Consider the following 12,557-nt stretch of genomic DNA (forward strand, 5'->3'; position numbering starts at 1 on the left):
GTACCCATGAACCATGCAGATATACAGGGTCATTTAGAGCTTTTTGTTCATAAGATGGTTGATAATTTTGCTAATCTCCTTGGCATTTCCTTTGCCTACGATGCTGCTCATGAGGGCACTAAGTGGGGGCTTTTTGAGGGCTTGAGTATTTATATCAATTTTACTGGTACTGCTCAGGGGTCCTACATTCTTAATATGTATCGCGAGTCAGCTCAGAAAATTGTTGGCCACGTTCTTGAAGAAGAGGAGGTGTCCATAAGGACCATTCTTGATTCGGGGATTATTGATGAAGTTTTGAATACCTCTGTTGGAGAAGCAATTGAGGATTTAAAACAGAACTACGGTTTTCTTACGTTCAACCCCCCCGTGATGAACTGGGGGGTGACCCATGTTCCTGTGTTTTCGTATGCCTCGGGATGTATCACCAGTAGTTTTGGAGATATTAGTTGTCATTTCTCCATTAGCCCCGTGAGCTTGGATATTACGGAGAAGCTCATAACAACAATGCATAAATTAAAGGACACGGAACGGCTTGCCAATATCGACTCCTTAACGGGCCTTCGAAACCGGAAATTCTATGACGATTATGTCCGCCATTTTAATATGCATCGTGCTCTGCCGTTCTCCTTTGCCATTATAGATCTGGACGATTTTAAACATATTAACGATGGCTTTGGTCATGCTACGGGTGATTCTGCCTTACAGCATCTTGCAAAAATTTTACAAGAATCCACACGGGATAGTGATCTTCCGGTTCGCTTTGGCGGGGATGAGTTTGTTCTTATTATGGAAAATACCCCCGGTACGGGTGCCGAAATAGTACTACGTCGTATTTGTACAACCCTGAAAGAACGCCCGGTGGTTCATACCACGGGGGAGTCATTTTACTTGAGTGTGAGTTGTGGTATTACAGAGCTTTCTGAGGAGGACCGTACCTTTTCCTCTCTCTTTTCTCGTGCAGATGCGCAATTATACCGTGCTAAAATGGCAGGGAAAGGTTGTGTTTATCGTGATTCTTCGTCTGAATAGTCTGGGGCATTTTTCTCTGTAAGGTTTTTTACAAGTAGTTCCAAAAGTTCTTCCTGGAGATTCCAGTGAGCGTAGGCTCCGCGATGCCGATTATTTAAGATAAGAGTAAACGCATAGGTTCGGTTGTCAATGTACACATACCCGGCAAGGTTATTGACCCCGCTTTGGGCAAGGGTGCCCGTTTTTGCTCGTACGGTTCCCCGTAAAGGTGGTGAATCAAGACGAGTTGCGAGGGTTCCATTTATTCCGGCTACGGGAAGACCACTGATAAACTCATATTTCCACTCCGGTTGTTCGTAGACGTACTGCAAGGTGCGTAGGAGTTGGAGCGGGGTTGTCCGGTTTTCTCTTCCCATTCCTGAACCATTTACAAAGTGTGGTGGTGTGTCGGTGCTGTCAATATGGTGTATGTACCAATCTGTCATGCGTTGTGACGCCTCATTCCACGATACGGGGCCGGTTTTGGGTTCTACGGCGGCACGGTAGAGGTTTTCTGCAATAAAGTTATTGGAAAATTGCAAGGTGTTTCCTACATGAAACGAAAGGGGCGGGGAGTGGTGTGTATAGAAGGGCGTGCGGGTGGTATCTTGTGGATGCGGTGTTGTGGTTGTTTTAACAACGGCTGATAGGGTGATTCCTGCCGTATTCAGCATGTGTGAAAGAGCGTTGTGGAAATGGGTTTGTGGATCCCAGATCTTTCGGTAGAACACTCTATGGGGGCTGGTTTCGCTAATAACACCGTTGAGAAAGAGTATTGTTTCTCCTGCATCTTCATAGGTTGTTACTTCCAGTCGGGGAGATCCTTCAGTTTGCGTTACGATACGACCTCGGATACGGACATCGTCCCGGGGTGGAAGCAGGGCAACGTGAGCATCGTTTCCTGCTGTTGTCGGTGCTATGTGGATTTCCAGGGCGTTAAAATTTGCAGATAAGGAACTTGCGGGAGCCATATATGCACGAGAGCTGTTTTTGTTTTCAAAGCCCGGGCCGTAGATTTCACTGCCAAAGAGAGAGTGATCGAGTATCAAGGTGTCGGTTATTTCACGAATGCCACGATTGGCCAGCTGCGTGGCAAAAAGCCAGAGATTTTCTGCAGTAAGATGGGGATCGCCGGTTCCTACAAAACGGGATGTTCCCAGGGTCATCCCTTTTTCAGTATCAAGGGAATCTATGTATACGTGGGTAGGAAAGCGATGCTCTTTACCTAAAATATCAAAGGCTGCAGCGCCGGTGAAAATTTTTTGTAACGACGCGGGGGTAAACCATGAATCTGCATTGACCGCAATATAGGAGGTATCTGCAGAAAGCTCTTGCACGACAAAGCCGAGATGGCTTTGTGTAAAGTCGTGACGGCGTAGAAGTGCTGTAACGTCATCTTTCGTAAGGGCTGCTGTGGTACCATACAGCATAAGCAAAAAAAGAAGATATTTCATTTTCGTTGCAGTATTCCAGTCTGAGTAATAAATTCTTCAGCAGAGTTTACATCGAGATAGACTGAGGCAAAACGAATGTAGGCTATTTGATCTACTTCGTAGAGGCGAGTCATCACCATTTCGCCAATCGTGAGGGAGGCAACCTCTGTTTTTCCAAGACTCCGCAACTCTTTTTCAATGGCATTTGCCATGGCAGCGATTGTATTAATACTGACGGGCCGTTTCTTACAGGCAATCTGCATTCCCTCAACTAATTTTTGCCGATTGTAGTTTTCCCGTCGTAAGTCCCGTTTGATAACGGCGATTTGTGTTTCCTCTATGTACTCATAGGTTGTGAACCGTCCTTCACAGACGGTACATTCGCGACGTCTTCGTATGGCAGAGCCATTGTGGGCAGTGCGTGAATCTATCACCTTGTCGTGTAGATTACTACAATGAGGGCATTTCATGAAGCAACTCGCAAAAAAAAGTTGGCAATCCCAGGACTCTATAATATAATTATCGTACCTTCATTCAAGGACAGTTAGTATGGATTTTGATACAAATAGAAACCGTCTGTTGCAACAGCTGACATCGCAACGAAAACAAAAACAACGGAGCATTGAAAATACGCGGGCAAAAATGCGATTGAAGGAGCAGGCACAAGCTTTGGGAACAGCTTCGTCGAAGCGGCGGGGCAGGAAAAAGTTTGTGTTGCTGTACGGCCATCCCGGGCTTTTTTTGGGCACCGTGAAGGCAACCCTTGCAGATATGGCTGAGGTTGTTTTGTATAATAATATTGATCGAGCTTCTGAGTATGTGCTTGAGCACCATATTCCCTTAGTTATTATGGATATGGACCCTCCCAGTGATTGGCGAAAATGTCATGATCTTTTTACGACAGGGAAAACCATGTATCCCGATATAAACTATATTGTATTTCAAAAGAACAAAATTCCGGAAGAGCCCGTGTGCGTCTTAGAGCATCAAGGTGCTCATGTCTTAACAAAGCCCTTGAATAGTGCAGAGTTCACTGCTCTTGTGGAGAAGCTTGTGTATTCCTAAGGAGGTACGTATGCGTCGGGATAGGCTTGTTGAATATTTAGAATCACGTCTTTCTATTTCTTCCTTTTCAGATTACAGTTTTAACGGGGTACAGATTGCCGGTGCAGAGGAGGTTTCTCGAGTAGGCTTCTCGGTAGATTCGGGCAGCGCCATATTCCGCGACGCTGTTGAGTTGGAGCTGGATTTCCTGGTGGTACATCACGGGTTATTCTGGAACGGGGCAAACCCCTCTTTGCGAGGCCCTATGAAAGAACGAATCTCCCTGCTTCTTTCCCATAATATCACCCTCTTTGCGGCCCATCTTCCCCTTGATGTGCACGCCGAAATTGGAAATAATGCAGTTTTGTTGGAGCAGGTTGGGTGTGATGGGTCGTCTCAGGGGATGGTCCCTTGCGGGACGGGGTATTTGGGAAATCTCGGTGTTGTGTCAGAGCCACGGACTGTTCAAGAGATTTCCAATGACCTCTTGCGTCATTACCCTGGGGTAGACATGAAGGTGGTTCTTCCTGATCGTCTGGTCCAACGGGTTGCCGTTTTAAGTGGTGCTGCATCACGAAAAGATTTTTATCGGGCCTGTGCCATGGGGGCAGATCTTTTTATTACAGGTGAACAGTGCGACTATTTTCACGATGCGTGTGATGCTGGGTGTGGCTTGCTTTTTATGGGGCATCACGCCAGTGAAGAGGGGGGAATGCGTGCCTTGCGCAGAGATGTGGAGCGTGTATTTCCTCAACTGAACACGCATTGCATTAACCATGCAACGGGTCTGTAATAAAAAAATCAACAAAATAAAATTTGTGTGACCAGTATCACACTTGTTTTGCCCTGTGTAATGTATCTTACTAGTAGATATCTCATTGAGCATATTACACAGCACTACATTCTGCTGTATAATTGGGAGTGGTGAGTTATCCCGTAGGGGGTGACTCACTTTTTTTTATGTGATCCCAGATATCATTGAGTTCTTGTGCAGAAGTTGTGTGAAACTCTTTCCCATGCTGGGCTAATTCTTTTTCGATGGCCATAAATCGTTGCGTAAAGGAGCGGATTGACGCTTGAAGCCCCTCTTCAGCAGAAATATCTACGTGTCGCGCCACATTTACCAAGGAGAAAAGGATATCCCCCAGTTCTTTTTCTGCATGCCTATGGTTGCCTGTTTCCACAGCTTCACGAAATTCCCCAAATTCTTCTTCTACTTTGTTGAGAACGGGAGAAAGGCTTTTCCAGTCAAAGCCTGCGCGCGATGCTTTTTTTTGTAATTTTTCTGCTTTCATAAGTGAGGGCAGAGCGGTGGGGACTCCATCAAGAATAGAGGTTCTTCGTTCTTTTCCTGTTTCTCCCGCTTTAATTTTCTCCCAATTGGCAAGGACTTCTTCCGCGGAATCAGCCCGTGTTTCTCCAAAAACATGGGGATGGCGGCGAATGAGCTTTTCGCAAATTGTTTTTCCTACTTCATCAAGGGAGAATTGGTTTTTCTCTGCGGCCATATGACAATGAAATACTATTTGCAGGAGAATATCACCTAATTCTTCTTGCATTTCCTCTACATCGTTATGGTCGAGAGCATCGAGATACTCGTAGGCCTCCTCGATCAGATGTCCTTTAATAGAGTGAGGTGTCTGCTTCTGATCCCACGGGCACCCCTCAGGGCCACGGAGCCGAGCAATGATCTCTTCGAGGCGACGTATTTGATCAGCCATGCCACGCCCCTTTCCCCGGTCGAAGCAACTCTGGTGTACCACTGGTTAAATCGATGATGGTTGAGGGGATGGTGGGGTGGCACGGCCCGGCGTCAAGCATGAGGTGTACCCCGTTAAGCACTTCCGGAGTCATAAAGTGTGCGGGGTCCCACCGGTTTTCTCCAGAAGTATTGAGAGAGATATTTGCCATGGGGTGTCCTACCGCTTCAAGAAGTGCTTGGATAACAGGGTTATCTGGAATGCGAATCCCGACATATTTTCGTTTTTTTGAGATTTTTTTACGCACGTAGGGTGAGGCAGGAAGAATAAATGTATACGGACCGGGGGTGTATTGTTTTAATAGTTTGAAATTAGGTGTGGAGATGTCCACATACTGTTGTGCCTGTGAAATGGTATGGAAGAGAAATGAAAATTTCCGTTCTTTGTCTTTGTTCAGAATGGTGGCGATCTCTTTTATTTTTTTCTGATTTTCTACACAACAGCCCACCCCGTATACGGTATCCGTGGGGTAGATAGCAATGCCCTCTTCCTGCACTAAAATCTGCCGGGCCTTTGCGATATGGCGTTCCTGCGGGGTTTCAGAATGAATATGAATATGTTCCATAGCTCCTCCGAAAAATCCAAGAAGATCGGACGATCTTCTTGGAAGAATGGGTTAATACTTGCTGTATAGACCGCTAATAGATCTGCCTGCATTGGTATAGGTAATGGCTTTCCCAAAAAGTTCAGCCACTGACACAATCTCAAGTTTCTCATGGCGCTTTTCCTGAGGAATGCATACCGTGTCTGTCACCACAAGCTTTTTAATACATGATTGTTCGATGCGTTCCCGCGCATTTCCAGATAAGACTCCATGGACACAGAAGGCGATAATTTCTGTGGCGCCTTTCTTTTCAAGCATTTCTGCAGCCTCAATCAAGGAGCCTCCCGAGGCTACTTCGTCGTCAAAGATGAAGGCTTTCTTGCCTTCCACTTCGCCAATAATGTTTTCCATGCTGGGAGCTTCAGAATCATCAGAGCGACGTTTATCCAATATTGCCAAGGGAAGATTCAGACGACGGGCGTAATGACCAGCATGTTTTGCACTGCCTGCATCAGGGGCAACAACAACGCCGTTTGTTGTATCAAAGCGTGTTGCCGCATCGCAGAGAATTTTGCCTGCAAGAAGGTGGTCACAGGGGATGTCAAAAAAGCCTTGAATCTGTGCGGAGTGAAGATTCATGGTCATAATGCGGTCTGCCCCTGCTGTCTGGATCAGGTCTGCCACCAGTTTTGCCGTGATCGCGATGCGCGGTTCGTCTTTTTTGTCAGATCGAACATAGGGAAAGTAGGGGGTTACGGCGGTAATTCTGCCTGCGCTGGCGTGTTTGGCCGCATTGATCATAATGAGAAGCTCCATGAGACCTTCGTTCACCGGGGCACAGGAGGGTTGGATAAGATAGACATCTTTACCGCGGACGCTTTCTTTAAAGGCGACCTTGATATTCTCGTTGCTAAACTTCATAATGTCCACCGCGCCGGGCATTACCCCCGTGGTAGCACAGATCGCCTTCGTCAGCTCGGGATTTGCTCGACCTGAAAAAATTTTCAATTCTCCAAACATACCTGTTCCTCTTTATGTTATTTGAAATTTTCCGGTTGTTTCGTTGTAAAGAGAGATGAGTTGTTTTATATCATCTTGAAAAAGATCGGGATGTCGTACCGGGCGAACTTCAAAGAAATATTTGCCCTCACGTTGCTCCAACAGAAGCCTTAAGGCATCTCGCCCTTTTTGTTCTCGATAGAAGATGTCAAATACCCGACCTTGAAAAAAAAGCATGTATCCTTTTCTTCGTCCGATGAGAATATGAAGCACTCCGGTTTTTTCATGGTCGGTGATGTGGAATATATCTTCACGCAGGCGGCCCTCTTCAATGGTTCCCGAGAGAAAGAAACTGGTGTCTCGGATGCGCCCTTCTTCTCTTGTGGTCTTATTCCGCTGGATGGCAGTTTTTGCACCCCACACGATCGCACGTACCAGGATAAACCCTGCAGCGACACCGGAAATAACGGGCAAGACCATATTTACCTGCATGTATTTCTTTCTCTAATTTCATGGGCGGTTGCAATAGGAAAAATACATAATTAAAACGAATAATACTATAATTTTTTTTGCGAGTCCTTCTTTTACCGCTGCAAAAGGTATTTTGTCAAAAATAAACTTAACTGATTGCTCATCTATGAAAGTGAATAAAAAAGCCTTGGAGCGGTTGTTTCATTACCGCAATATCTTGTATCGATTACAGGAAGACGGCGTTACCCGTATTTATTCCGACACCCTTGCTGAAGAGCTGCATACCACCGCGTCGCAAGTCCGAAAAGATTTCTCTCTCTTTCATATTAAGGGAAACAAAAAAGCGGGATATCATATACCAGACTTACTGGACCGGTTAGAAGAGATTTTTGATTCAGGTGCTGCGCAGAAGGTGATTATTATGGGTATGGGACGTATCGGCAGTGCCTTGGCACAGTATCGGTGGTCGTCCAATCAAAATTTGGTAGTGGTAGCAGGGTTTGATATAGATCCGGCGAAACAGCAACGGACGGGCTTTCCTGTCTATGATCCCCAGGAGTTATCCCGTTTTGTATCACAAAACAGTATCGAGCTTGGTATTCTTGCTGTTCCGGAACGCGTGGCTCAGGCAGCGTATGATGCGCTGGCAAAGGCTGGGATTCGAGGGGTGCTGAATTTTGCGCCGGTAATCCTTACAGAACGCCCTGGATGCGTGGTGACCAGCTATTGTGTAGAGAGTGAATTGAGCAGTCTAATTTATATCGTCAATAAGGAAAAGAAAGAGCTATGAGCGACGGGAAAAAGAGGGTATTAATAAAGATTGGTGGATCGACGGTAAATGATGCCGGCTTCCTTGAAAGCCTCGGCTGTTCCATTCAGCAGTGTGCTAGCACAATCGATTCGATTTTGGTTCATGGCGGAGGCAAAGACATTGCGGCTGAATATGCACGTATGAATACAGAGTACTCCTTTGTTGACGGATTGCGCGTAACCGATGAGGAGATGATGGGTGGGGTTCAGCGTGTTTTAAGCGGTGAAGTGAATAAGCGGATCGTTCTTTCTCTCTGTGGGAAAGGGGTTCCTGCCTTGGGTGTCAGCGGAGTAGATGCGGCTCTTCTCACGGCTGAAAAAATAACAGTCCGCGGGCACGACCTTGGGCGAGTGGGGCGCATTACGCAGGTCAATTCCTCCTGTATTACAGCCTTGATAGGTGTAGGGTATGTTCCGGTGATTTCGCCGGTTTCAGGAGATGGGATTGGGGGAATTTTAAATATCAATGCCGATGATGCTGCATCGGAGGTGAGTGTGGCCTGCAATGTGAGTGATCTCGTGTATGTGTCAGACGTGCCCGGGGTCCTTATAAATGATACTGTGGTATCTTACCTCTCCGTGGAGGACATTGAGGGGTATATTAAAAGCGGTGATGTGACAGGGGGAATGATTCCCAAGCTTCGTTCTGCCGCAGACTCTATTCGCCGGGGTGTTGGACGAGTCCATATTACTGGGTGGTACGGTGATGAAACCTTAGAACAAGAGTTGTCCGGCCGTGATTGTCGTGGAACAACTATTTTTGCAGGAGCATAAAAATGCAGTATGATTCTTTCTTTGTAAACACCTACGGTCGTGGCGCCATGCCGTGTATTGAACGCGGAGACGGGGTTTTTTTGTATGATACCGCAGGTACGGAGTATCTTGATTTTATTTCGGGTATTGCCGTAAATGCTCTGGGGTATAATGATACAGAACTGGTGCATGCTATGACAGAGCAGTGTCAACAGCTCGTACACTGTTCAAATCTCTTTTCAAACCCTGCACAGGATACCTTAGCCCGTATGCTCGTAGAGAACAGTTTTGCCGACCGGGTATTTTTCTGTAATAGTGGTACTGAAGCAAATGAGGCGGCCATTAAGTTTGCACGAAAAAAAGCGGGAATGCAAGAGGGGTCAAAAACGGGGATTCTTTCCTTTTACGACTGTTTCCATGGTCGAACATATGGTGCAATGACTGCAACGGCCCAGAAGAAGTTTCATACGGGGTTTCATCCCATTCCGGGAGGATATCACTATGCTCCATTAAACGATATTGCGGCGACAGAGCAAGTTCTCTCAACGGCTGATTTTGCAGCTATTATTGTAGAGCCGGTGCAGGGCGAGGGTGGGTTAGAGTTGGCGTCTCCTGAGTTTTTGCAATTTCTCCGTGATTATTGTGATTCCACCGGTACGGCCCTCGTCTTTGATGAAATTCAGTGTGGTTTGGGGCGCACAGGCTCTTTGTGGGCCTACGAAAGCTGTGGAGTGACCCCGGATATTCTAACGAGTGCAAAACCCCTTGGCGGTGGTTTGCCTTTGGGGGCGGTACTATTAAAAGACGCCTGGGCAGCACCAATTTCGCCGGGAGACCACGGTACTACCTTTGGGGGAAACCCTGTGGCGTGTGCTGGGGGGGCGGTGGTTCTGTCTCGTTTGGTTGCAGGTGAGCTTCTTTTGCTGGTGCAGCAGCGTAGTTCGTACCTCCAGAAGGGGTTGGAGAAGTTTGTGCGGCAGAAAGATGGAGTCCTGTCATACTGCGGAAAAGGGCTTCTTGCAGGGGTTCGCCTCAACTACGACCCAACTGAGGTGTTGCTTGCCGCGCGAAGACGTGGCCTTCTTGTTGCAAAGGCGGGAAAAAACACCCTCCGTCTCATTCCTCCTCTTATTGTGACCGAGGAACATATAGACAGGGCTCTGCAAATTCTGGATGATATTTTATAAGGGTTTTATTTACCTAACAATAGTACCCGCGTCATAAAAAAATAGAAAAAAACCTTGAAACAGCCACACCCATGTTATATTTATGAGTGTGGCTGTTTCTGTCTGAAGAAACACTCTTGTAGAGCATGCCCCGCCTATAAAACAGCAAGAACTAGTTGTAATAATAATAAAAAATGGAGGAAAAATGGCGAATTGGAAAGTGCCTTTTTACACGCACCAACGTCAGTACGAGAACTTGAAGCCCGAGCTTCAGGCTGCCATGGAAGAAGTTTTTCAAAGCGGAAAATATGTGCAGGGTCCTGCCCTTTCTCGTTTTGAGGAAGAGTTAAAAGAGTATATGGGCAGTGAGTATGCCATTGGTGTTGGAAACGGTACCGATGCATTGTGGCTTACCTTTATGGCTCTTGGCCTTGGAAAAGGTGATGAGATGATCACAAACGCAAACACCTTCTTTGCTACGGCTGAAGCAATGTGGATTGCCGGCGCAACTGCAGTGCTTGTAGACTGTGATCCTGAGACACGCAATATTGATCCTGAAGCAGTACGTAAGGCGATCACCAACAAGACTCGTGCAATTGTTCCTGTTCACCTTTACGGTCTTACTGTTGATATGAAGGCGATTCGTGAAATTGCAGATGAGCATGGTCTGTATGTTATTGAAGATAACGCGCAGGCAATTGATGGTCATGGTGATACTTTCAAGCAGGGTGAGCTTTCTGATGCAGTGTGTACTTCATTCATCACCCAAAAGAATCTTGGTACATACGGTGATGCCGGTGCTATCTTCACGAATCACAAGTTCATTGATGATCGTGTTCGTCAGCTGCGAAACCACGGTTCAAATGCGCGAAACGTACACTCCTTTGGTTTCAACAGCCGTCTTGATGATCTTCATGCAGCTATTCTTTCTGTGAAGCTTAAGAAGATTGGTGCTCTTACGGATCGCCGTGTTGAAATAGGTGAGCGTTTGAATAAAGAGCTCGCCGATGCGGCTAAAGGATGGTTGCGTCTTCCCTACGTTCCTGCTGGATATCGTCATGTGTTTCACTGTTATGTTGTGGAAACCCTTGATCCTACTGAGCGTGATACCTTCTTGGCATATCTTCATGATAATGGTGTTGAAGCTAAGACTCACTACTCAATTGCAATCCATCGTCAAAATGGGTTCCCATGGGGCAAAGATGCTCGTGTTGCTGGTCCTCTCCCCAATGCTGAGGCCAATGCAGACTCTTGTGTGACTCTGCCTCTTGTACCTGAGCTAACAGACGATGAGATTTCTGTAATGATTGACGTTGTGAAGGCTTACGCAAAACAACGATAATCTGCTTTTTTGCAATTACGGGCCTTTGGCTCTAAAAAAATTGTATATTTGTGGCATCTTCCCCTCTTACGGGAGGGTGCCATTTTTTGTTGTGTACTACTAAGAAATTAATGAAAGAGGAAAAAATGGCGAAATATAGTGTGATGGTAATTGGACTTGGAAAACGTGGCGGTCACCACGTGCAGCATTTTAATGCTCACCCTGACTTTGAGGTAACAGCGGTATGTGATATTAACGAAAAACAGATTGATGCAGTGGTGCAAGAGCACAATCTTCCAGACTCTGTTGTTCGTGGTACTGACGCAAAAAGTGTTGCCATGGAAGCAAAGCCAGATGTTCTCGCGTTTATGACGCTTCCAAATATTCGAAAAATGTTTGTTGAGCTTGGTGCTGAGTGTGGTGCAAAAATGATTGCCTTTGAAAAGCCCGTTGCCCTCACCTCTGAAGAGGGGCTTGAAATAAAAGAGATTATAGAAAAATCAGGGCTGAAAGCTGTGTTGTCGTATCAGCATCGCTACGGTACACACTATCAAGCGGTTAAAGATATTGTAGATTCTGGAAAAATTGGTGAAGTAACCGATATCTATGCCAATGCCATGGGGTGGCCTGCGCATATGTTTACCCATATGTTGCACTATTCTCGGTGGTATGCAGGAAACCCCAAGGGGGAGTGGGTGATTGCAAATGCTGCAGGAAAAAATAAACTTTCCTCTCCAGATCACCATCTTTCTCCCGACTATCTTGCGGGGATTGTAAATTTTGAGAATGGCGTGCACGGCGTCTATGAAGTTGGTGCTGGCCAGCCCGATGTAAAGCATGTGGGCAAGTGGTTTGGTAAAAACAGAATTGGTGTTAAGGGGACCAAGGGATACGCTGAGGCGTATACCAATGGCGGGTATAAAGCGGTTACCCCAGAAGGTGTAATTGAAGGAGAAGGTGCCATGGATTATCATAAAGACATGCCCGGATATATCCAGGATATTGCCGATGATCTCAATGGGGTACAGCCGCATCCGTGTAATTTTGAAAATGCCTGGGAAAACTTTTCTATTTGGCAATCAATGTATCGCTCGGCCCTTGATGGTGGCCAGGTGTCCTTGCCCCTTACAGAGGGAAGAAATGAAGTTGAGGAGTTTCGCAAAACCTTACGTGATACTCCCGTCCTTCCTTCTTTTGAGAGTGATGAAACAAAGGAACAGTTTGGACTTTAGATAGAAGAAGGTTTTG

General features: G+C 46.3%; 14 protein-coding genes. 8 read left to right on the top strand and 6 right to left on the bottom strand.

Annotated elements, in window-relative coordinates; translation table 11 throughout:
• Positions 1–6 precede the first annotated feature (6 nt).
• Entirely contained in the window at positions 7–1,029 is a 1,023-nt protein-coding gene (locus CALK_RS12190; RefSeq protein WP_022636940.1) for a diguanylate cyclase, read from the top strand.
• Here the strand turns inward: CALK_RS12190 and dacB are convergent.
• Together dacB and nrdR are read right to left on the bottom strand one after the other, a co-directional pair.
• Positions 1,005–2,462: a D-alanyl-D-alanine carboxypeptidase/D-alanyl-D-alanine endopeptidase gene (dacB, locus tag CALK_RS06830; RefSeq protein WP_022636941.1), complete on the bottom strand. Its 1,458-nt coding sequence runs from the start codon at positions 2,460–2,462 to the stop codon at positions 1,005–1,007. The genes CALK_RS12190 and dacB overlap by 25 nt on opposite strands.
• Positions 2,459–2,911: a transcriptional regulator NrdR gene (nrdR, locus tag CALK_RS06835; protein WP_034637161.1), complete on the bottom strand. Its 453-nt coding sequence runs from the start codon at positions 2,909–2,911 to the stop codon at positions 2,459–2,461. Before nrdR ends, dacB begins: the two co-directional genes overlap by 4 nt.
• Positions 2,912–2,990: 79 nt before the next feature.
• On the opposite strand from nrdR, the gene CALK_RS06840 reads away from it, so the two are divergent.
• Both CALK_RS06840 and CALK_RS06845 read left to right on the top strand, forming a co-directional pair.
• Complete coding sequence (locus tag CALK_RS06840) at positions 2,991–3,506, top strand: hypothetical protein (protein ID WP_022636943.1); 516 nt, start codon at positions 2,991–2,993, stop codon at positions 3,504–3,506.
• A 10-nt stretch (positions 3,507–3,516) separates the two neighbouring features.
• Complete coding sequence (locus CALK_RS06845) at positions 3,517–4,278, top strand: Nif3-like dinuclear metal center hexameric protein (protein WP_022636944.1); 762 nt, start codon at positions 3,517–3,519, stop codon at positions 4,276–4,278.
• Positions 4,279–4,414: 136 nt separating this feature from the next.
• On the opposite strand, the gene mazG is transcribed toward CALK_RS06845, so the two are convergent.
• Genes mazG through CALK_RS06865 form a run of 4 tightly spaced genes read right to left on the bottom strand, consistent with a single transcriptional unit; the run spans position 4,415 to position 7,268 of the window.
• The gene (mazG, locus tag CALK_RS06850; RefSeq protein WP_022636945.1) at positions 4,415–5,206 is read right to left on the bottom strand and encodes a nucleoside triphosphate pyrophosphohydrolase; all 792 of its coding nucleotides are present in this window, start codon (positions 5,204–5,206) and stop codon (positions 4,415–4,417) included.
• Entirely contained in the window at positions 5,199–5,810 is a 612-nt protein-coding gene (locus CALK_RS06855; RefSeq protein ID WP_022636946.1) for an L-threonylcarbamoyladenylate synthase, read from the bottom strand. The genes mazG and CALK_RS06855 overlap by 8 nt, the downstream gene beginning before the upstream one ends.
• 51 nt (positions 5,811–5,861) lie before the next feature.
• The gene (locus tag CALK_RS06860; RefSeq protein WP_022636947.1) at positions 5,862–6,809 is read right to left on the bottom strand and encodes a ribose-phosphate diphosphokinase; all 948 of its coding nucleotides are present in this window, start codon (positions 6,807–6,809) and stop codon (positions 5,862–5,864) included.
• Between the two features lie 12 nt (positions 6,810–6,821).
• The gene (locus tag CALK_RS06865; protein WP_162146712.1) at positions 6,822–7,268 is read right to left on the bottom strand and encodes a DUF4388 domain-containing protein; all 447 of its coding nucleotides are present in this window, start codon (positions 7,266–7,268) and stop codon (positions 6,822–6,824) included.
• 124 nt (positions 7,269–7,392) lie between these two features.
• Between CALK_RS06865 and CALK_RS06870 the strand changes: the two genes are divergently transcribed.
• The 5 genes from CALK_RS06870 to CALK_RS06890 all read left to right on the top strand — a co-directional run bounded on the left by CALK_RS06870 (position 7,393) and on the right by CALK_RS06890 (position 12,541).
• Positions 7,393–8,049, top strand: coding sequence for a redox-sensing transcriptional repressor Rex (locus CALK_RS06870; protein WP_155851819.1), 657 nt, complete (start codon positions 7,393–7,395; stop codon positions 8,047–8,049).
• On the top strand, positions 8,046–8,843 hold the full coding sequence (gene argB, locus CALK_RS06875; protein WP_022636950.1) for an acetylglutamate kinase: 798 nt from the start codon (positions 8,046–8,048) through the stop codon (positions 8,841–8,843). Before CALK_RS06870 ends, argB begins: the two co-directional genes overlap by 4 nt.
• A 2-nt stretch (positions 8,844–8,845) precedes the next feature.
• Complete coding sequence (locus CALK_RS06880) at positions 8,846–10,009, top strand: aspartate aminotransferase family protein (protein WP_022636951.1); 1,164 nt, start codon at positions 8,846–8,848, stop codon at positions 10,007–10,009.
• A gap of 184 nt (positions 10,010–10,193) precedes the next feature.
• The gene (locus CALK_RS06885) at positions 10,194–11,330 is read left to right on the top strand and encodes a DegT/DnrJ/EryC1/StrS family aminotransferase (RefSeq protein WP_022636952.1); all 1,137 of its coding nucleotides are present in this window, start codon (positions 10,194–10,196) and stop codon (positions 11,328–11,330) included.
• 125 nt (positions 11,331–11,455) lie between these two features.
• On the top strand, positions 11,456–12,541 hold the full coding sequence (locus CALK_RS06890) for a Gfo/Idh/MocA family protein (protein ID WP_162146713.1): 1,086 nt from the start codon (positions 11,456–11,458) through the stop codon (positions 12,539–12,541).
• Positions 12,542–12,557: the final 16 nt, after the last annotated feature.

It is taken from the genome of Chitinivibrio alkaliphilus ACht1 (assembly GCF_000474745.1).
GTDB classification, from domain to species: Bacteria; Fibrobacterota; Chitinivibrionia; order Chitinivibrionales; family Chitinivibrionaceae; genus Chitinivibrio; species Chitinivibrio alkaliphilus.